This window comes from Dolichospermum circinale AWQC131C (genome assembly GCF_000426905.1).
Lineage (GTDB): Bacteria > Cyanobacteriota > Cyanobacteriia > Cyanobacteriales > Nostocaceae > Dolichospermum > Dolichospermum circinale.
This window is the reverse complement of record NZ_KE384588.1, coordinates 80,764-100,510: the sequence shown is the minus strand read 5'-3', so window position 1 is coordinate 100,510 and position 19,747 is coordinate 80,764. Positions and strand designations below refer to the sequence as shown.

Here is a 19,747-nt window from a genome sequence, read left to right as displayed (position 1 = left end):
AAAACCCCAACCTATATGTTGACGACAACCTCAAAACTAACAATTTTCCCAGGTTGAATATTCACAGCCCCTTGACATATTTCCTCAGACTTGATATACTGTTCTAGTAAGTCCAATGGTTGACCTAAAGTAAGAAAGTCACTTCGCAAAAATAACTCGGCTGTTTTTCCATGACATTCATAACAGCGAAGAATGTATTTTTCAGGATGATCTTCACTGGGTTTAAGTGCCATAATAACTAAATTATCCGCTGATAAGTCTAAAAAACTTTGACTTTGATAAGCATTTTTGTTGAATTTCCGCTTTGGCGGATTTACTAATATTTCCAAAGGTACATTTAATTCATAACCATGTTTAACTGTATTTCCTTCTTCCCAACTCCCTAGATGAGAATACAAGCCATAAGTAAATTGATGTATACCTATATCAGCTTGATTATCTGGCCATTGGGAACTTCTCAGCAGAGTTAACCGCAGTTGATTCGGTTGAGCATCGTAACCATATTTACAATCATTAAGAAGACTAACTCCGTATTTTCCTGTTTGCGTATCTGCGGTTATATCTGACCACCGTAAAGCGGGTACTTCCCATTTTGCTTTATCTGCGGGGGTTTGGGGATTTGTGGGACGACGGATAACACCGCAGGGGATTTCATAAGTGACAAATTCCGCTGCGAAATTGAGGGGGAAAGCTGTTTTTACTAATACCTGATTTTCCAGCCAATTTACAGTATTAGCTATTTTCAAAAGTGGTGAACCAAGCTGTAAAATGTAATCTTGACAAAATTCCGATTTTCCCAGTTGACGCACTACCCGCAAGCGTTGTTGAATTTCTCCATATTCTTGCCACTGAATTGATTTTAATTTTGTTGGCGGTAGAGGTTTTGTGTTATAATCGGGGTCAATATTCCAAGCGTCCCAATATTGGCCGCTGTCGCTAAAAGCTTGGAGTTGGTTTCCCGCACCGTTTAAAATTTCTCGTTGTTGGGTTTTATCAAAGACACTATCCAAGTCTCCAGTTTCTGGGTTAACCTGGATTTGTAGATATTCATTTTCTAAAATCCAATTTTTCGGAAATATTTGGGGTTGTGTGGGGGAAGATGGAGACAGCCAGAAAATGCTATAACCTAGAGATGGGACTGTTGGGAGAAATAATAAAGTTGAATTTTCGCAAGGTTGGGAAGAAATTTCTTTTCCTTGAATATCGAAAATTCCATAATTCTCTCCAGAATTTTCATATTCTTCTTGGTCTGCTATGATGATTTTCGATAAGTCAACGCTGACAACTTCCCGACGTTCCCAGTTGAGAGAGTTGAAAATGATGATGGGGATGGCATTATGATCAGGTGGTTGTGGTAAACTAATTTGGGATGCTATATCTATTAATGACTCTACTAAAATATTTTTCCCGACTTTTTCCACTGCTTCCCATGCTGGTAAAGCGTCTTGGTAAACTTGAGTAATGGAAGAACCAGGTAAAATATCGTGAAACTGATTAAATAAAACTTTTTTCCAAGCTGTTTCTATTTCTGTGTGGGGGAATTTTGTACCGCAGAGGATATTTGCTAAAGTTGCGAACAACTCAGCACTATATAATAGATGTTCAGATTTGCGATTCCAGCGTTTTTGGTCTCCGTGGGTAGTATAACATCCCCGGTGAAATTCTAAATAAAGTTCGTTTTCCCAGGTTGGTAAATTTTGACTTTGAGATTTTATCTTTTGGAGATATTTTTGAGAAGTTGTAAATTTCAACTTAGGGAAAATTGGAGAATGTTCCCAACGTCTCGCAACTTCTAACATATCACGAGTTGGACCTCCACCATGATCACCAACACCAGGAAGCCAAAGACTAGTTTGTAAACCTGTTTGGGTTTTCCACTCACAAGCATACTTAACCATCTTAACAGGTTCAACGGTTTCGCCCATGGGTGGGGACATAAAACTTAATATTTGACTACCATCAGGCGATCGCCACCAAAATAAGTCATAATTAAATTTAGTTGTATCATTCCAGCGAAGTTTTTGAGTAACAAAGAACTCAATTCCCGCATTTGCGAGAAATTGGGGTAAGGTCGCACAAAAACCGAAAGTGTCAAGAACCCAAACCACAGGGGATATTTTTCCAAACTTGTGGAAAAAATACCGCTGGCCATATAATAACTGACGAACTATAGACTCCCCAGCAATTAAATTCAAATCTGGTTCTACCCAAAAACCTCCCAAAATTTCCCATTTTCCCTTTTCAACTTGATTTTGAATTTCTCGAAATAGGTCGGGACGATTTTCTTCTACCCAAGCGTACAAGGCTGGTGTAGTATGACAGAAAATCAATTCGGGAAAATCCTGTTGAAGTTTTAAAACTGACTCAAAGGTATTTTGTGCTGCTTTCCAAGTTTCCGCGACCACCCATAACCATGCTAAATCTAAATGTGCATGACCCAATAAATGAATTTCCGGTTTTTGTTCACAGATAAAATCAGATAAACCCAAATAAGTTTGTCGTAAATTCAGTAAATAGGTTTTCCAGTCTTGGTTTTCGGTGTTTTTGAGATTTGTAACTCTTTCAACTGCTGCTGATAAAGCTGGTAATTTTTCGGGTGCGAAGTTTTCTAGAAGAATTTCCACAATGGCTAATTCATCAGCGATAAAACCAGCATCATCATGATTATAGATCATTGTTTCATAAATTGCCAGCGATCGCATCAAAGCCCCATCACAATGTCCCGGACTAACTAACCGCAAAATTATGGTAAAATTTTCTCCAGGACTTACTTGAGGACTAATTAAAACTCGTGGTGAAGCATCAAATAAGTCTCCAGTTAATACTAACTTACCATTAACGTATACTTCTACATTTTCAGCCCACCAAACCAAAGCCAAGCGCAAAGACAGACCGCTTAAAGGAAAATCCTGTAAACTGTGGGGAATAGAGAAATTTTGTCCTAACCATAATACCTGTTTTCCGCCTTTCCAGGAAATATGGCCTTTTTCATTAACTTCAACTGGTTGCCAATCAATTATACTAAATGGGATAAAATCAGTAACTACTGCGTCAGTTTCCTGATATTTCCAGGTTGACTGGATATCAACCTGACAACAAGCACGTAAATTTTCAATAGCCGTGGATATAGATTTGGTATTTAATGATGGTAAAGGAAGAGTCATATTTCCAGTAAAATAATCCAGTAAAATAATTCAGTAAAATAATCAGGTTGATAATTAAGAATTTTTGATTCTCGAATTAAGATCATCCAAGGTTACAACTTCAACATTATCATTATGTCTTCCGGTTCTTCAAATCGCTATCAAAGTAAACTGTTTAATTTTGTCTACCAGCAGACTCAACGGTTGACCCAAACATGGGAAAACATTTTCAAAAATCTACAAGTTGCGACTCAGGTGGGGTATGGTTCTCTACTTTATCCACTTTACCAGTTATTGCCACAAAAAGAATGGTCGGAAAAAAAAATACAGCCGATAATTCCTCCAGAAACGGACGCAGCAATTCAACATATATTAGATATAGTTAAAAATCTTCCTGCTGAGGGTGGTAATTTAGAGATTTCCCAAAAAACAAATCCTTTAACTCCTTTAACTTTTATAGGATCTTTGTGGGGGAGATTTTTTCCTAAACAAAGTTCCTCAAGGTCGGAAAACACTCTTCAAAAGCATATACCCAAAGTCCAGGGAATTGCGACGGAATTAAAAACTGGGAATTTGGTGTTAGTTGGTACTGATAATCGCATTTTTGATATTTTCACAACCCAGGAAAACTCCCAATTAAAGGATAGAATTAATAGAGAATTGATTCATTATGAGTATCCTGCTTCGCAAAAACAAATATTACCAAAAATTGATTTACTCCTAAATAAACTAACTGATAAAAAACCAAGTCAAGTTTTTGGGTTTCTAGATAAATTAGTTGCTAATTTGGAAATTACAGCTTTAGTCTCCATAGGAAAAAGTGGTCAAAAAATTCTTGATAACTTAGTAGTTAACAATGATGATTCAAAAACCGAAAAAGCGGATATTGCTAATTTAATTACCGCAGCGATAAATTACTTCTTAGGAGGAAGAAATATTTATCAAATTCAATCAAATGCTGCTGCTGAAAAAGCAGAAATTAAATCAGACCTTCAAAACAGTTTACCGCTAAATCATGGAGATACTTGGTTGACATGGGATGATCTATTTGGTAATCTCAGTACCAATATATCCGATCATAGTGGTTTTAATCCCCTAAAGCCAGCAAATTCGAGATTATTGAATAACTGGGAGAAAATCGCCCAAAAAGCACCTGAATCTGAAAATCAGGAATGGGAGGAAAAAGACAGTCAAACCAACCAAGGATTTAATTTTAAGCCCGACTGGATTGATATTTCTGCGACCTCTTTAGGCTACGAAAAACACCCATTAGAACAAATTTTACACTGGTTAGATCAGTTAATATCATGGATAGAACAGATACTAACAAACACGGTTTATTTTTTCCGAGGTTTATTATTAGGCAGATAAATAAATAGGATAGAATTAAAATTCTACAATAACTGGTGTATGATCACTAGGTTGATTTAACTTTCGTGGTTCAACATCAATAATACAACTTTGAGCGCGTTCATACAAATCCGGGGTCAGATAATGATGATCTATACGCCAACCCAGGTTTCGTTTAAATGCAGCAGTGCGATAATCCCACCAAGTATAGTTTTCTCCTTTATGATTAAATTTACGAAAAGCATCTGCGAAACCTAAACTAAGAATATCTCGTAAAGCTTGACGTTCCGGTACAGAAGCCATAATGTGATTATCTATCTTCACTTTATCATTAATATCTATATTTTCCAAAGCAATATTAAAATCACCACAGATAGAAATAGGAGAACTTGTTAATAATAATACCTGTAAATATTCCTTGAGTAATTTCAACCAACCCAACTTATACTCATACTTTTCGCTACCTATAGATGAACCATTAGGAACATAAAGATTAACAATTCTGATTCCTGAAAATACACCTGTAATTACTCTTTTTTGTGTGTCCCATTCCGAATCCACATTTGGTAAAATAGCCGTAAAACCCGTACTAACATCTGTTAAAGATTGACGACTAATCAAAGCTACTCCATTATAAGACTTTTGTCCTGATATATATAAATAATAACCTAATTTTTCAAAATCGAGACGGGGAAAATCCTGATCTATAACCTTAGTTTCTTGTAAACATAAAACATCAACCGGATTTTCGCTTAACCAATTGATCACCTGTTCCAACCGTGTTCGTACAGAATTAACATTCCAAGTAGCAATTTTCATGATTTAGTCATCAAAGTAAATGCAAAATAAAAGTCAGGTGTAAAGTAATTGTCCCATAAAAATTTAGCTATTGATGATATTGGTCATAGATGAACCAAATTCATATTTGTAATATGATCCCCGCGATAGATGAACAAAGTCTATACTAACTTGTAGGTTAATAATGTTTTCATAAATTTTTCATTTTGATAAATATCTTTTTGGGAAAAACCATAAAATACCGTTAATTTAGCATTTGTTGATAGTTTTCACCGCTAAATTCTCTCAGTTCTCTGAATATCTGACCTTATTCTAGGTCAGATAAATACATACCTCAACCATAATACTACTGACTTATCGTAATTTTTGCCAAGGAGGATTTAGCATGAGTATTATAGTTAACACCTGTCCCTGTTGTGGTGGTTCAGTTTTGCGTCATGTTCGTTACCATGGAGTTTATTGGTTTTGTCTTTCCTGTAGACAAGAAGTACCAGTCTTGAATATAAATATTGTATCTGATACAATATCACATTTAGAACCCCATAATCAAGAGATTTTACCTCAAAGTGCGTTGAGTTCTTAAATTTTTCTTTTTCTTTTCTCCCAATTTGTCCCAACTTCTATTTTAGGGATTAACCACCTTGTTAGCAGCATTACTCTACGGACAGGAAGATTTACGTCTAGAACACGTTCCCGAACCCACTCCCGCAGCAGGGGAGGTAGTAATTCAAGTCGAAGCGGCCACCACCTGCGGTACAGATTTAAAAGTATGGCGACGCGGTGGCCATGCTAAAATGTTAACACCTCCAACCTTGTTTGGTCATGAAGGGGCGGGGCGCATCGTGGCTATCGGCACTGGAGTAACTAATTGGCGGGTGGGAGATCGCGTAGTAGCAAATAATTCAGCCCCCTGCATGAAATGTTTCTTTTGTCAACGTCGAGAGTATTCTTTATGCCCCAATTTAACTTGGAACAACGGTACATTTGCGGAGTACATAAAAATCCCCGCCCCCATTGTCCAGCATAATCTATTACAAATACCCGACCAATTACCTTCCGTATTAGCCGCCATGACCGAACCGCTGGCCTGTGTATTGCATGGTATCAGCCGTTCCCAGGTCAAACCCCATGACCGAGTAGTGGTTTTAGGTGATGGTGCAATTGGGTTAATGTTTGTAGCCGTTCTATCGGAATATACTGAGGTAATGCTGTGGGGCGGTAATAATAAACGCCTAGAAATCGGTAAAAAGTTAGGTGCAGCCCGGACTTTTAATTATCATCAAGTCACAGATATTCCTAACACAGTCAGGGAATTAACGGAGGGCTGGGGTGCAGATGTGGTTATAGAAGCCACTGGTATACCCAGTGTTTGGGAAAAAGCGATCGCTTGCGCCCGTCCTGGTGCAACTGTGAATCTATTTGGCGGCTGTCCTAAAGATACTACAATTACCCTGAATACGGAACAACTCCATTATAGTGAAATTACAATCAAAGGAGTATTTCATAACACTCCAGAGTATGTAAAATCCGCCTTATCACTCATTGCTAGTGGGACAATTTCCTTTGACTTACTAATTAGTGAACAAAGACCTTTACAGGATTTAGAACAGGTATTTATGGATATGAAAGCGCGGAAAGTGATTAAGGTAGCAATGTATAACTAAAAAAAGTTAAAACATCCTGATTAAAATAGTGTTTCCGATTGACACTGTGTAAAAACAGGAAGTATCACCCTGACGTTATCAGTATCATACCCGGTCGCTTATGTCACTTATAGGACGACGATATAGTTGATCATGGTATTATCTTTTTCCAATTACCAATTACCCATTACCAGCTTCAACAGATATGACAAGCGTTCAACCGGACATGATATCAAATAAACCTGTTAGCATAATTACATCTTCATAAACACTGTTGACAATTTGCTCTCTATTTGAAGATAAACTTTTTTTTCCAAATTGGCGACAAGTTCGATCTATCTTTGCTAAATCCTTACCATTTTACGACCTTTATTTAAAGATTGCTATAAGTTAGTAGTAAAATGTATTTATATATACTTTTTTTTTCTAACAGTTAAAAAACAATCTACATATAGATTCTGAATGCAGATTAATCATCTGTAGCTATAGAAGTTACCAAGGTTGAAGCGATAAATAGACCTAGTTTCAGCCATCCTTCTCCGTAGTTTTTAGTCATTTTTTACCCGTGTAGTTGACAAAAAAACAGAGTTATTGAATAACTAATCTTGTGGATTAAATGGTCATGTAAATCACAGAGACAGTCAAGACAAAAACACATCTTATACCAACCATTATCTTAGATAATGACTAGTAACTACCTGGTTTATTGCTTATGAAAACTCAATACGTCATTCGTCACTTGGTCGAAAAAGCTCTACATATCAGAAAATTAACTCCAGAAATAGAAAATGAGATTAACTCAGAACTAACAAAACTGGGTCATATATCTGATGTTGACTATGAGGCTTTAGAATTGCTGATGGCAGAAATGGACGCTGGTAGAGTACAGTTAGTTCCTAGCTGGGGATAGTCCAAGGAGTCCATTTGTTAGTCAAAGTATGGGAAAATAAAAGAGAATTTTTTTGACCATAGGCCAAGCTGCTTTGTTTGTGTTATAATGCCAAAGTGTTAAGCTAATGCTCAACAGTAACTATATTCTAGTAAATCAACGATCAAAGAGCAAAAAATCGTGTCAGTCGAAACTATTGAGAAGCGTTCTACATCCCGCCGGCTTGCGCCTCGATATCGCGTTTTGCTTCATAATGATGATTACAATTCGATGGAGTATGTAGTTAAAGTGCTAATGACTACCGTTACTAGCATCAGCCAACCCCAGGCTGTTAGTATCATGATGGAAGCTCACCATAACGGGTTAGCTTTGGTGATTAGTTGCGCTCAAGAACACGCGGAATTTTATTGTGAAACACTCACAAACCATGGTTTAATTAGTACAATTGAACCAGATGAATAATCATTGGTCATTGGTCAATAGCCTATAGTTTTGACTAATGATAATTGACTAATGTATGAAAATTAATCTCACTCAGCTTACCCAATACCCGGTTTATGTGAGGCTAGTTTGCTTTATACTAGCCTTACTATTGTTGTGGCTACCCCTAGCTATACCAATTTATTGGTTAGTTCCAGATTCTAACTTAGAAAGTATCTTGACAATAGTGATATTATATGTTGAGTTTATTTTGTTGCTCAATATCTGGGGGAAAAAAGTCTATCAACAGCCAGGAATATTCCGCCGTTATGGGTTAGAATTTACACGGTTTAATGGTATAGAACTATTCCAAGGGTTGACCATAGGATTAATTAGTGTTTTAGTGTTATTTGGTTTAGAAGCTGTGCTAGGTTGGTTAGTATGGCAACAGCCCAAAGCATTTTTAGGGAAAATAATATTAGAGGGTTTATTAGTTGGTTTTGGTGTAGGTTTTGCAGAAGAATTATTATTTCGGGGTTGGTTACTAGATGAATTACAAAGAGATTATAAATTAAATACTGCTCTTTGGATAGATGCAATTTTATTTGCTGTTACCCATTTCATTAAACCCTTAGAGGCAATTATTCATACTTTACCACAGTTTCCGGCCTTAGTGCTGTTAGGTTTAACCCAGGTGTGGGGAAAACGTTGGAAACGGGGGCGTTTAGGCTTACCTATAGGTTTACATGGTGGACTAGTTTGGGGCTATTATATCATTAATGTTGGACAATTAACCCAATATTCGGGACAAGTTCCTGATTGGGTAACTGGTGTGAATAATAATCCTTTACAGGGAGTTATGGGAATATTATTCATGGCTGGACTAGCTTGGTGGACAGGTGTTCAGCAGTTAAAAAGGTAGTTAACTGTAAATCTCAGCAGATATCCTAAAATCATATTACTACAGAAAGCTACACATCAAAATATAGTTTTCTGGATTTTGAACCAATCAAAAAGCATGAGCAATATTTAGGTAAAAGAGTTAAAAGAGGTTTATTTAAATCCCAGTCTGATAAACATTATTCAGCAGACTTAAACCCACATTCCGCACCCACAACTGTCACATTGATAAATTTTCGTGGGTAGGTTGGAGTAGTAGTAAAATCTTACCAAGTATATTATAAAGAGTTAGAGTTGCCTAAATGAAACCAACCTACGTTTGCTACAGTTAGTTATGCTGTAACCATTTCCGGTACTAAATTAGGGGATGTTGGTTCAAAATGTAAAACCATAATTTGATCTGAATTTAAAGCAACAAATTCGTAAGCTTGTCCGTTACTATCACTAAATTCTACTTCAAATACAGTACCATCTGCTAATAATTCCACTATTGTACCAACCTGACCACGCAGTAAGTTGTATTCAGGTAAGTCAACTGTTAATGCTACTACGTCTAGTAATTTGGGCGTAATTTTAGTCATTTTTGATTACCTCATTATATTACAATTTAATATAGCAACTCGTTAATCTTGGAAAATCAGAACCAGGCTCTATAATCCAACAACTACGAATGTTTGCACTTTTATTTTCTCGTATTAAAGTAAAATCTACATAGTAACGTTGTCCATGTTGATCACTTTTATTTAGGCACGCTTCTTGAATTTTAACTTGTTCCAAAATAATCTGGCGCAATTATTCAGCATTTTCAGCAGTCATACCTAAAATTGATGAAAATAGACGAGCTTTATCCTTTCCTGTAGAATGATTTGGATTAAGAGAGTAGTCACGCAATTTACGAATGTCAACAACTGCATTTTCAGCATTGGGAAGGAGATTTGAGTTTAGTCTGATAATATCTTCCTCCAAACAGTTAAAACTTTTCCCTGTTCCCTGTCCCCGTGGCGTAGCACCTGCCCTCCTAGACAACTTATTCAGCAAGCCCTAGTTAAGGTAAATACTTTTGTACCACCGTCCAACCACTCAGAGATACCCAAATAAAGCCGGGTAATAATAACAAATTACAACCAAGATGTAAAGGTCTAGCCCAAGACTTACCCGTACTAATTTGGGTAGCGCTAAAAGCAGATACTAAAACTAATATCACCACTATTAACCCAGCCCCTAAATGTGGAGAATGTCCTAAAGAACCAAAATGTCCCAAAGTACCCACAATACCAACTGCTAACAGGAGTAAGACTAGACTAACCATAGTCATGCCGATGATATAATGGAGCAATAGCATTTGACCACGATGCCAAGGTAATATAATTCCCAGGGGGACTTTGAGAGTAGTTTTAGCCAGTAACATCCAAATACCAGTTATTGCTAAAAACAAGTATGCCATTAAGGATAACCCCATTGACCAAGCGGCTATTTTCCATAACCATAAAAAAGAAGGTAGGTGCATAAAAGAACAGTTCAGTTAAGGAAAGTTACTTGGTTTAAAAACGGTTAACCCATAATAGGCTATACAGTTAACAAAGGTGAACGAATTAGGTTGAAATCAGGTTTAAAACCTGATACTAACTGATTTTGCTAACTGCTGAAGATATTTAATAATTTAACCTAAACAGGTAACTCCTGAGCATTACGGACGTTTTGCAAAATTAACCCAGAAGTAGTCCGTTTAATTAAACCGGTCAAAACATTACCAGGACCAATTTCCACAACCTTCTCAACACCATTTTCTGGGAATTGCAAACAAATTTCTCGCCAGCGCACAGGTCCTGTCATTTGTTGAGAAAGACGGTCTTTCAAAGTTTTTGCCTCTGTGGCTGGAATTGGGTCAACATTAGATAAAACTGGGACCGTTGCTGACTGAAAAATCACTGAGTCTAAAACTTCTTGAAATTCCGTGGCTGCTGCTTTCATTAAATGGGAATGAAATGCTCCTGAAACCTTTAAGGGAATAGCCTTTTTGCTTGTGACTTGAGAGGTGACGGCTTGTACAGCTTCAGGTGTGCCAGAAATTACAACTTGAGCAGGACTGTTATCATTGGCCAAAACTACATTAGGTGTCTCCTTAATAACTTTTTCCAACTCTTCTCTATCAAAGTTGATCAGTGCGGTCATCATCCCGCCAGCAGCACTTTCCATGAGTTCTGCCCGCCGTTTTACTAAGTATAAACCAGCAGACCATTCAAAAACACCTGCAACATAAAGGGCGATATATTCCCCTAAACTGTGACCTGCAACTAAGTCTGGTTGCTGTCCTCTTTCTCGCAATATATCAGCAATTATACTTTCGATGACATATAAACTCGGCTGGGTATAAATTGTCCGTGATAAGGTGTCAATGTCGCTTTGACACATATCTATCACAGACCAGCCTAAAATTGCCTCAGCTTGAATAAATTTTTCTTTGGCAGATGGTAGATTTAATAGGTCTACTCCCATGGATAATGCTTGAGAACCTTGTCCAGGAAACACCCATGCAGTTTTAGTCATTTGTTATTAATCAGTTGTCAGTGGTCAGTTGTCAGTTGTTAATTGTCAGTGGTCAGTTGTCCGTTGTTAATGGTCAATTATTTATCTTCCCCATTGGAAAATGGCCGCACCCCAGGAAAGTCCAGCCCCAAAACCAGAGGTAGCAATGATATCATTGGTTTTGATTTTTCCCTCTCGCACCGCTTCATCTAAAGCTAGGGGAATAGAGGCAGCAGAGGTGTTACCATAGTTAGCAACATTGCTGATAACTTTATGTTCAGGAATATTCAAGCGTTCAGCAACGGAATTAATAATTCTTTGATTTGCTTGATGTAATATTAGCCAGTCTATATTTTCCACTCTCAGGTTAGCTACAAATAAGGCTTTATCTATCACTTCGGGAACTTTTTGGACAGCAAAGCGGTAAACTTCTTTTCCATTCATGGTCATGGGCTGATATTTGCCCGTAGATACATGAATATCCGGTGTCAGTTCTACACTAGAGCCATCATAGGACAGATTCAGATATTGGTTTTGAGAACCGTCGCTTTTCAGCGAAAATCCTAATAAGCGATCGCTTTTATTCGCTTGTAATACCACTGCTCCAGCCCCATCACCAAACAATACACAACTGCGTCTATCTTGCCAATCTACCCAGCGAGAGAGGATATCTGCCCCAATTAAGAGTATATTCTGATAAACACCTGTTCTAATGTATTGTGCCGCCGTTACCAAACCGAAGACAAAACCGGAACAAGCGGCGGTTAAGTCAAAGGCCACTGCTTTGACAGCACCTAATTCACTTTGAACACGGCAAGCACCGCCAAAGAGGTCATCAGGGGTAGATGTGGCCAGCAAAATTAAGTCTATGTCCGCTGGTTTAATTCCAGCAGATGCAATAGCCTGTTGACCCGCAGCGGTGGCTAATAATGTCAGTGAATCAGGGTGTAATGCTAACCGTCGCTGACTGATACCTGTTCTGGAAGTAATCCACTCATCTGATGTTTCCACCAATTGAGTTAATTGTTGGTTATGTAAAACCGTTTCTGGGACTGCTGAACCACTTCCTGTAATTGCTATGCCGCTGGCTAAAAAATTTTGCACTTCTTAATATCCTCAATTGTCAATTGTCAGTGATTAATTGTCAATTGTCTTGTTTGTAAGCATTAATAACGAGTACCAATGACAATTCCAATTTGAGTTCTCAGACTAGGGATTTTCATCCCTAATCTAAAATTGGATGACAATTGACAAATAGCTGTTAGCGATAATTTCCATAGTTGAGAAATACCAACTAACTACTTTCATTTTGGAGAATTTGATATTGGGATTGGAGTCTTGTTAACACCTGATTATCTACAGCTTCCTTAGCCATGCGAATGGCGCTAAAAATAGATGGTGCTTGGGAACTACCATGACCAATAAAACAAATACCGCTGACACCTAAAAGCAAAGCCCCTCCATGTTCAGCGTGATCCATGCGCTGTTTAACGCGCTTGAGGTTGGGTTTTAAAATCGCTGTCCCGATTTGACCATGTAGCCCTTGGGGTAATTCTTCTCGCAGAATTTGCAGAATTACACCTCCGACTGCTTCGGCAAATTTTAGTAAAATATTACCCACAAAGCCGTCACAGACAATCACATCAAATTCACCAGATAATACATCGCGTCCTTCTGCATTACCAGTAAAATTAATTTGAGTATTTTCCCTTAACAATTGGTGGGTGCGAAAAACCACCTCATTACCCTTGGTATCTTCTTCGCCAATATTCAATAAACCTATTTTCGGGTTTTCTGTTCCCAAAACATACTGACTGTAAATTGAACCCATGACTGCAAACTGTTCTAAAAATTTAGGGCGACAGTCTACATTCGCACCGACATCCAGTATCATTACTGGTTTACCGGCTTTGATGGTGGGGAATACTGTAGCAATAGCCGGACGGTCAATTCCCGGTAATCTTCCTAACCGCAGCAAAGCCGAGGCCATGGCCGCCCCAGAGTGTCCCGCAGAAAATACCGCATCTGCCCGTTTATTTTTAACTAAATCCATCGCTATATTAATTGAAGATTCTCGCTTACGCCTAACTGCGTTGAGAGGCTCTTCATCCATAGCGATCGCTTCCTTAGCAGGAACAATCTCCAAGTCCGCCAGATTAGTTTTTGGCGGTATTACCGCCTCAATTCGTTGGGGATCTCCAACCAATAATATTTTAACACCCAATTCCTCTCGCGCCCGCAGTGCGCCAGCGACGATTTCATCGGGTGCATGATCTCCCCCCATTGCGTCAATTGCGATTCTTACACCAGTCGATCCCATTGCTCAGAGCTTATAGAAACCTTACAAATTTTATCAGATTGTCATACTTAAAAATTGAAAATTCTCAAAAAAGCCATCAGAAATTATCGGGAAGTAGGTTCAAAACCCTAGAATCAAAATCTAGATAGCATCAAAGCACGGTAAGCACACAACAACTACTACTGGTACAATCCGCTTTTAGGTATCTGCTAGTTAGGGAAAATGTCTGATAGCCCAGGATGTCCATGATTAAAGGATTTACAGAATTACAACAGAAAATTACTCACCAATGAAATGACCCATTACCCATTACCCATTACCCATTACCCATTACCCATTACCCATTACCAGCCCCAACTAGATAACTAGTAACTTGAGTTATTAATTAACAATCGTGTTAGCATTAGTGATAGAATCAGGGTGTGGATATCCATAAATTTGCATAAATACTTGTTAGCACGCATTAAATCTACCTATCTTCTACCTATCTTTACTAAAATTACGGCACTTGCAAGAATAAACATGATATTTACAGTTCCCAATCAGTACAACTTCTTAGGCCGGTTTTACCGATTAACCAGTATCAGTGTTCTCAGTAACATGATGGTTCCTTTAGCTGGTTTAGTAGACATTGCTTTTTTAGGACATTTAACAGATATTCGACATTTAGCAGGAGTAATTTTAGCAACTATTCTCTTTGATTATCTTTATCGAGTATTAAAATTTATCCGTTCTAGCACTAATGCCATTACCGCTCAAGCAGTAGGCAAAAATGATGATAAGGAGGTAATTTTAGCTGGTTTACGTAGTGGTTTAATTGCTTTATTCCTGGGTTTAATTATTATTTTATTACAATATCCTTTACAAAAAATTGGCTTTTTAATTTTAAGTGGTTCTTCAGATATCGAAGCTGCTGGAGTTGATTATTTTTATGCACGAATTTGGGCTGCACCAGCCGTATTACTCAATTTTGTTTTATTCGGTTGGTTTTTAGGCAGAGAAATGAATTGGGTAGTCTTATTAATGTCAATTGTGGGTAATGGTTCTAATGTATTATTAGATTATTTAATGATTTTTCAATGGGGTTGGGCAAGTACAGGAGCAGGTTTAGCAACAGCATTAAGCCAATATTTAGCCTTAATTGTCGGCTTAATATGGATGATTTTTACTATTCCTTGGCAAACCGTATCAGCGGCTATTAAAGAATTATTTGATTGGGTAGCTTTGCAAAAAACTGTTGCTTTAAAAGGTAATATTTTAGTTCGTTTCATATTATTGGTTTCTGTCTATTCTATCTTTACTAATTTAAGTGCAACTATGGGAACAAATGTCTTAGCACAAAATGGTTTATTATTACAAATTGCTCTTTTAAGTCAGTTCACAATTAATGGTGTCGGACTAACAGTGCAAACTATGACAGCTAATTTTAAAAGTAAAGGTAATATCAAAGAAATGATACCTTTATTGATAGTTGCTGGACTGACTAGTTTGGTCATAGCATTAGGTTTTTCTGGTACATCTATTTTATTTCCTGATCAGATATTTGGACTATTAACTAATCATGCAGAAGTTAATCAAGATATTAATCAATATACGATTTGGTTACTTCCTGTTTGTGTAGTTACAGGTATAACTTTTGTTTTAGAAGGTTATTTTATCGGTTTAGGAGAAGGTGCAACTTTGCGGAATGTGGTATTATTATCTTTTGCCGTAGGTTTCATACCACTAGTAATTGCTGCCTGGTATTTTCATAGTAATCATTTATTGTGGTCTACTTTACTGTCTTATATGGCAGGTAATATGCTTTTACTAGCTGTATCTATCCCCCGAACATTGAAAGATGAAAGTTTGGAAAATCAGCCATTAATTTCTAGTTGATATAGGAATAATATTTGATTTATGAAAAGATACTTAGGGTGCGTCAGATATTACAAATCTATTTATTGATAAAATTTATGCAGTAGTAAAGCACCCGACAATACCTAATTTTTTTCAAAATCAAATAAGAGATCCAAGATTATTAAACGCAAATAAACGCAAATAAACGCAGATAATAAGGGATATATTAATTTCCTTGATCTTTCTGTGCAGCCTCATTAGTCTGAGAATATTGCCAGGAAAATTTATCAACTTCTATGATAAGCTAAATGGAGCGATCGCCCAAAATCAAAGTTTACTGTTTATAGGACTAGATCCTTATCCAGAAATGCTCCCTGAGTGATATTCCCATAAATCACATCCCAATACTATGATTGTCTCCACGTTCAAAAATAAAGCTTAGTAATTTTTATCACCAATCAAAGCAGGAACAAAATTCTCAATGAATGCCTTATGTTTTCATCATTCCCTAGTTAATAAAAAAATTCCTATCCTTGTTGATAGCAATGATCTTAATTATTATTTTCAAGAGCAAGGATATCAAACTATTTTATTTGATGATTACGATTTTGCTAGTCAACAATTAGCATTTGCTGTAATTTCAGATTATAGATATCATGATCGACTTATACAGCTATCTCATAATTCCAAAAGTACGATTATCCATCTACTAGCAGTTAGGTATGATATAAATCCTCAAATCATCGCTTATTCATTCGAGCAACTTCTCTCTTGTGATCTAACACAAGTATTAGAGTTAAGAGCTAACACTTATGAGCAAATTGCTGAGGTGGAAGATGAATTATACTTATCTGATCATAGAGGAACTAAATTAAAGTGCTTATTGTCAGAAAGTTTAGAAGTTATAAATACTGAAGATGAGTTAGAACCAGGATCATTTTACTCCATTTCTGAAATGCTAGAAAGCGGAATAGTCAATATTCAAAGTGATAAATCAAGTTTTTCACTAGATGGAACTTTCTTTTTTGATGGCATAATTTACGCTTGTGCAAACCCACAAGTGAGAGAACGTCACCAGGATGCTTTGAAATATTTACTTGAGAAGGTCAATTCAAGTCAAGAAAAATATATTCATATCGAAGATAATACTATAACTCATCTCATTTTAGATGGTAGGGATGAAACTTCCATATTACTGGAAATGGATTATGGTTTAGAACGTAACTTGAGTTTTACTGAGATAGGCTTTGGCTGTAACAAAAATATTGAAAAAAATCTGAATTGGCAGATAAACTCCATTATGAATCAAGGAGTATATGGAACGCATATAGGAATAGGTATGGCACAGAAATCTCCCTATATTGATTTTATTTCTCAAAGTATAAAGATTATTTAATGCCGGGAGAGGGTTGGGGAAGGGGTTATTGTATTTTTTTGTGCTACGCATCTTTGCAAAACATCCTTTTTTTTGACTGTAGCTCTAAACCCTGAAACTTTAGTTTCTTGTCTGTTCCCTGTTCCCTGTTCCCTGTTCCCTGTTCCCTTTTTTGTAAAAGTTGTGTCAATTTTTATTCTTTTGTCTCAAACATGGGATCGAATAAGACAACACCATGAAGATAAGGAAACATGGCCTGTGTCGGAAGACGATCTTGGTTTTTTGCAAAAACATACCAAGTTTGTCTAGGACGAAACCAGGGGATGGAAATTCCCACAAGCCCAGCATCTTGTGCTAACTTTTTAATTGTCGCTGGACGAATTGTTACACATAGAGGATATTCCCAACCATCTCCTTCCATGTCAGAATCCCCCTCCATAAAAGTAGCAACGATAAGACCATCAGGTTTCAAATGTTGAGCAAAGTTCTGTAAACAAAGACTTACTAAATTAGTCCTAGTATGAGTTAATACGGACTGTGCGAGGATAAAATCAAAATCGGTTTCAAAATCAGCTAAAGAGAACTGATCGTTATAACTAAAACAAGGTTTCTTGATGCGAAGCAGATCCTCTCCAACTTGGAACTTTATAGCATCCTCGATTAACCACTTGTTGGGTTCTACCCCGTAATAACAACCTTCATCAAGGTAAGGCAGAAACAGCCGACCTGCACGGAGCGAACCACAGCCAAAATCGAGCAATTTATGCTGAGATCGGAGACCTAGTGTACAAAGCAAGCGAAATTGAGACGCTCCCATGAAATCGTACTCTTTTGCTGGTCCTACATAATCATTGTAGTTTTCTCCAGCAGTTATTTTTAGATTCGCCATTGATATTTTTAAATTAATAAAGGTATTCTGCTAGGATAGCAGGCTACGAGTTGATCATATCCAAGTAATTTCAGGAATAAAACCGGATATTTATATGATGATTAATACGCTTTTTGTCATCAGCCTATTCTATTAATAATTCACCAGTAATAGTCATACTCAAACGCTGAAGATAATTGACAAATAAACCATAAAAGTCAATGCTTATAAGCTGAACATTGGTCACAAGAAGGCAGAGCTTGTTAGAATAACGAGATAATACAAGTTATATTCATTGGCATAGTTGTATTGTGCAAGCGGACGTAATATAAAGGGGTTTTTTGACTTAAAAACTGCAAATTAAACATTAATTACCTAATCCATCTTTATTTATTAAAAAATGTAAACATTTTGGACATTGATCTTGTTAAATCAAACTGATGCTGATATGGTAATATCAACGAGTTAAAAAACAACTCGCAAATTAGTAGCTAAAATTGCAAATTTTAAGGAGCAACTAAAATGAACGCTAAGAAAACACAAAAACGTAAACTTGAACAAGTTAACAAAGAAACCCGCAGCAATCTGGGCAATGTTTACTGGTAATAATTTGCTAAAAATTACTTAGTAATGTAAGTATTTACAGGTTCTAAGACTAGTCTAAGCACTTGGACAACAATTCTAAGAATTGTTGTCCAAACTTATTAATTTTTCACACTTAATTAAGATATCTTGAAGACAATAAAGTTTTGTAATTCGTTAAATAAATATGCACATCTTAGAGTTTTATCAAGCTTTTCTTCAAAGACAGATGCCAATTATTGTTGATAGTAATGAAATTCATACTTACTCTCAGGAGCAAGGATATAAAACTATTTTTTTTGATGATTATGACTTTAAGAGTAAACAAACAGCCTTTTTAATCTTTTCAGATTATAGCTACTATTACAAACTTAAACAACTCTGGCATGATTCTCAAAGTACCATAGTACATTTGCCAGCAGTAAAGTTTGATGGGAGCTTACCTGTAATTCAATATTCTTTTAATCAGCTATTATCAGGTGATATTGAACAAGCATTAGCAATTCGAGATATTTTATACGATAAAATAGCTGAAAGTGAAAGTGAGTTATATTTATCAGACTCAAGAGGAAGCAAGCTCAAATGCTCTCTAGGTGAGAATATAGAAATAGCTAATGCTGATGTGGAACTGGAGTCAGGATGGTTTTACTCTGTGGCTGAGTTCTGGGAAAGTTCAGTAGTGAATACAAAAGCAAATAAATCCAGCTTTTCTGTAGATGGAACTTTCTATTTTGATGGTATATTAACCCAAACTACAACTCAAGAAACAAAAGATTATAATTGGCAGCCTTTGCAATATATTACAGATAGGGTGAAATTAAGTCAAGAAAAATATCTAGAAATAGAAGATAATGTCATAACTCATCTGATCATAGATGGTAAAGATGAGACTGCTGTATTATTAGATATGACTTACAACTTAGAAAGAGGTTTAAATCTGACAGAAATAGCCTTTGGTGCTAATAAAAAGATTGAGGAAACAATTGATTGGTCAATAAATTCAGTTGTTAACGAAGGTATATATGGAACTCATGTAGGGATAGGAATGGCACAAAAAGCTCCCCATATTGACTTTATTTCTCAGGCTTTGAAGTGGGTTTAATTACTGAGGAATT

Annotated in this window: 17 protein-coding genes and 1 pseudogene; 9 read left to right on the top strand and 9 right to left on the bottom strand. The window is 36.6% G+C overall.

All coding sequences use genetic code 11. The annotated features are described in order from the left end of the window. Positions 1–11: 11 nt before the first annotated feature. Positions 12–3,164, bottom strand: a complete 3,153-nt coding sequence (locus ACIR131C_RS0101660; RefSeq protein ID WP_028088808.1) for an alpha-mannosidase — start codon at positions 3,162–3,164, stop codon at positions 12–14. Positions 3,165–3,278: 114 nt separating this feature from the next. Between ACIR131C_RS0101660 and ACIR131C_RS0101650 the strand changes: the two genes are divergently transcribed. Then, on the top strand, positions 3,279–4,514 hold the full coding sequence (locus tag ACIR131C_RS0101650) for a hypothetical protein (RefSeq protein ID WP_028088807.1): 1,236 nt from the start codon (positions 3,279–3,281) through the stop codon (positions 4,512–4,514). 15 nt (positions 4,515–4,529) lie between these two features. Here the strand turns inward: ACIR131C_RS0101650 and xth are convergent, their stop codons facing one another. After that, positions 4,530–5,312 carry an exodeoxyribonuclease III gene (gene xth / locus ACIR131C_RS0101645; protein ID WP_028088806.1) on the bottom strand — a complete coding sequence of 261 codons (783 nt, stop codon included), beginning with the start codon at positions 5,310–5,312 and terminating at the stop codon, positions 4,530–4,532. Positions 5,313–5,676: 364 nt separating this feature from the next. On the opposite strand from xth, the gene ACIR131C_RS0101640 reads away from it, so the two are divergent. From ACIR131C_RS0101640 to ACIR131C_RS0101620, 5 genes are all read left to right on the top strand, one after another. Further along, positions 5,677–5,874, top strand: a complete 198-nt coding sequence (locus ACIR131C_RS0101640; RefSeq protein WP_028088805.1) for a hypothetical protein — start codon at positions 5,677–5,679, stop codon at positions 5,872–5,874. Positions 5,875–5,932: 58 nt separating this feature from the next. Continuing rightward, the gene (locus ACIR131C_RS0101635; protein ID WP_028088804.1) at positions 5,933–6,955 is read left to right on the top strand and encodes a zinc-dependent alcohol dehydrogenase; all 1,023 of its coding nucleotides are present in this window, start codon (positions 5,933–5,935) and stop codon (positions 6,953–6,955) included. A 691-nt stretch (positions 6,956–7,646) separates the two neighbouring features. After that, positions 7,647–7,844, top strand: a complete 198-nt coding sequence (locus ACIR131C_RS0101630; RefSeq protein ID WP_028083372.1) for a hypothetical protein — start codon at positions 7,647–7,649, stop codon at positions 7,842–7,844. Between the two features lie 159 nt (positions 7,845–8,003). Beyond that, positions 8,004–8,285 (top strand): ATP-dependent Clp protease adapter ClpS, encoded by a 282-nt coding sequence (clpS, locus tag ACIR131C_RS0101625; RefSeq protein ID WP_028083373.1) that lies wholly within the window; start codon positions 8,004–8,006, stop codon positions 8,283–8,285. Positions 8,286–8,340: 55 nt separating this feature from the next. Continuing rightward, the gene (locus ACIR131C_RS0101620; protein ID WP_028088803.1) at positions 8,341–9,165 is read left to right on the top strand and encodes a CPBP family intramembrane glutamic endopeptidase; all 825 of its coding nucleotides are present in this window, start codon (positions 8,341–8,343) and stop codon (positions 9,163–9,165) included. A 310-nt stretch (positions 9,166–9,475) separates the two neighbouring features. Here the strand turns inward: ACIR131C_RS0101620 and ACIR131C_RS0101615 are convergent, their stop codons facing one another. The 6 genes and pseudogenes from ACIR131C_RS0101615 to plsX form a co-directional block, all read right to left on the bottom strand. After that, positions 9,476–9,724, bottom strand: a complete 249-nt coding sequence (locus tag ACIR131C_RS0101615) for a DUF4926 domain-containing protein (RefSeq protein WP_028083375.1) — start codon at positions 9,722–9,724, stop codon at positions 9,476–9,478. Positions 9,725–9,743: 19 nt separating this feature from the next. After that, positions 9,744–10,109: pseudogene (locus ACIR131C_RS27175) on the bottom strand (DUF6883 domain-containing protein). 79 nt (positions 10,110–10,188) lie between these two features. Next, positions 10,189–10,650 carry a DUF4079 domain-containing protein gene (locus ACIR131C_RS0101605; protein WP_028088802.1) on the bottom strand — a complete coding sequence of 154 codons (462 nt, stop codon included), beginning with the start codon at positions 10,648–10,650 and terminating at the stop codon, positions 10,189–10,191. 158 nt (positions 10,651–10,808) lie between these two features. Next, positions 10,809–11,690 carry an ACP S-malonyltransferase gene (gene fabD, locus ACIR131C_RS0101600; protein WP_028088801.1) on the bottom strand — a complete coding sequence of 294 codons (882 nt, stop codon included), beginning with the start codon at positions 11,688–11,690 and terminating at the stop codon, positions 10,809–10,811. 81 nt (positions 11,691–11,771) lie between these two features. Beyond that, positions 11,772–12,773 carry a beta-ketoacyl-ACP synthase III gene (locus ACIR131C_RS0101595; RefSeq protein ID WP_028088800.1) on the bottom strand — a complete coding sequence of 334 codons (1,002 nt, stop codon included), beginning with the start codon at positions 12,771–12,773 and terminating at the stop codon, positions 11,772–11,774. Positions 12,774–12,963: 190 nt separating this feature from the next. Then, positions 12,964–13,989: a phosphate acyltransferase PlsX gene (plsX, locus tag ACIR131C_RS0101590; protein ID WP_028088799.1), complete on the bottom strand. Its 1,026-nt coding sequence runs from the start codon at positions 13,987–13,989 to the stop codon at positions 12,964–12,966. Positions 13,990–14,490: 501 nt separating this feature from the next. Between plsX and gntT the strand changes: the two genes are divergently transcribed. After that, positions 14,491–15,846, top strand: coding sequence for a guanitoxin biosynthesis MATE family efflux transporter GntT (gene gntT / locus ACIR131C_RS0101585; protein WP_028088798.1), 1,356 nt, complete (start codon positions 14,491–14,493; stop codon positions 15,844–15,846). Between the two features lie 442 nt (positions 15,847–16,288). After that, positions 16,289–17,203: a CgnE/CgnB domain-containing protein gene (locus tag ACIR131C_RS0101580; RefSeq protein WP_028088797.1), complete on the top strand. Its 915-nt coding sequence runs from the start codon at positions 16,289–16,291 to the stop codon at positions 17,201–17,203. A gap of 172 nt (positions 17,204–17,375) precedes the next feature. On the opposite strand, the gene ACIR131C_RS0101575 is transcribed toward ACIR131C_RS0101580, so the two are convergent. Continuing rightward, positions 17,376–18,071 (bottom strand): methyltransferase domain-containing protein, encoded by a 696-nt coding sequence (locus tag ACIR131C_RS0101575; protein ID WP_028088796.1) that lies wholly within the window; start codon positions 18,069–18,071, stop codon positions 17,376–17,378. 748 nt (positions 18,072–18,819) lie between these two features. Between ACIR131C_RS0101575 and ACIR131C_RS23805 the strand changes: the two genes are divergently transcribed. After that, positions 18,820–19,734: a CgnE/CgnB domain-containing protein gene (locus ACIR131C_RS23805; RefSeq protein WP_028088795.1), complete on the top strand. Its 915-nt coding sequence runs from the start codon at positions 18,820–18,822 to the stop codon at positions 19,732–19,734. Positions 19,735–19,747 lie beyond the last annotated feature (13 nt).

Excerpts from the sequence above, each read along its gene's own strand:
- ACIR131C_RS0101660 (WP_028088808.1), bottom strand. The coding sequence starts at position 3,164 with ATGACTCTTCCTTTACCATCATTAAATACCAAATCTATATCCACGGCT.
- ACIR131C_RS0101650 (WP_028088807.1), top strand. The coding sequence starts at position 3,279 with ATGTCTTCCGGTTCTTCAAATCGCTATCAAAGTAAACTGTTTAATTTT.
- xth (WP_028088806.1), bottom strand. The coding sequence starts at position 5,312 with ATGAAAATTGCTACTTGGAATGTTAATTCTGTACGAACACGGTTGGAA.
- ACIR131C_RS0101640 (WP_028088805.1), top strand. The coding sequence starts at position 5,677 with ATGAGTATTATAGTTAACACCTGTCCCTGTTGTGGTGGTTCAGTTTTG.
- ACIR131C_RS0101630 (WP_028083372.1), top strand. The coding sequence starts at position 7,647 with ATGAAAACTCAATACGTCATTCGTCACTTGGTCGAAAAAGCTCTACAT.
- ACIR131C_RS0101620 (WP_028088803.1), top strand. The coding sequence starts at position 8,341 with ATGAAAATTAATCTCACTCAGCTTACCCAATACCCGGTTTATGTGAGG.
- ACIR131C_RS0101615 (WP_028083375.1), bottom strand. The coding sequence starts at position 9,724 with ATGACTAAAATTACGCCCAAATTACTAGACGTAGTAGCATTAACAGTT.
- ACIR131C_RS0101605 (WP_028088802.1), bottom strand. The coding sequence starts at position 10,650 with ATGCACCTACCTTCTTTTTTATGGTTATGGAAAATAGCCGCTTGGTCA.
- fabD (WP_028088801.1), bottom strand. The coding sequence starts at position 11,690 with ATGACTAAAACTGCATGGGTGTTTCCTGGACAAGGTTCTCAAGCATTA.
- plsX (WP_028088799.1), bottom strand. The coding sequence starts at position 13,989 with ATGGGATCGACTGGTGTAAGAATCGCAATTGACGCAATGGGGGGAGAT.
- gntT (WP_028088798.1), top strand. The coding sequence starts at position 14,491 with ATGATATTTACAGTTCCCAATCAGTACAACTTCTTAGGCCGGTTTTAC.
- ACIR131C_RS0101580 (WP_028088797.1), top strand. The coding sequence starts at position 16,289 with ATGAATGCCTTATGTTTTCATCATTCCCTAGTTAATAAAAAAATTCCT.
- ACIR131C_RS0101575 (WP_028088796.1), bottom strand. The coding sequence starts at position 18,071 with ATGGCGAATCTAAAAATAACTGCTGGAGAAAACTACAATGATTATGTA.
- ACIR131C_RS23805 (WP_028088795.1), top strand. The coding sequence starts at position 18,820 with ATGCACATCTTAGAGTTTTATCAAGCTTTTCTTCAAAGACAGATGCCA.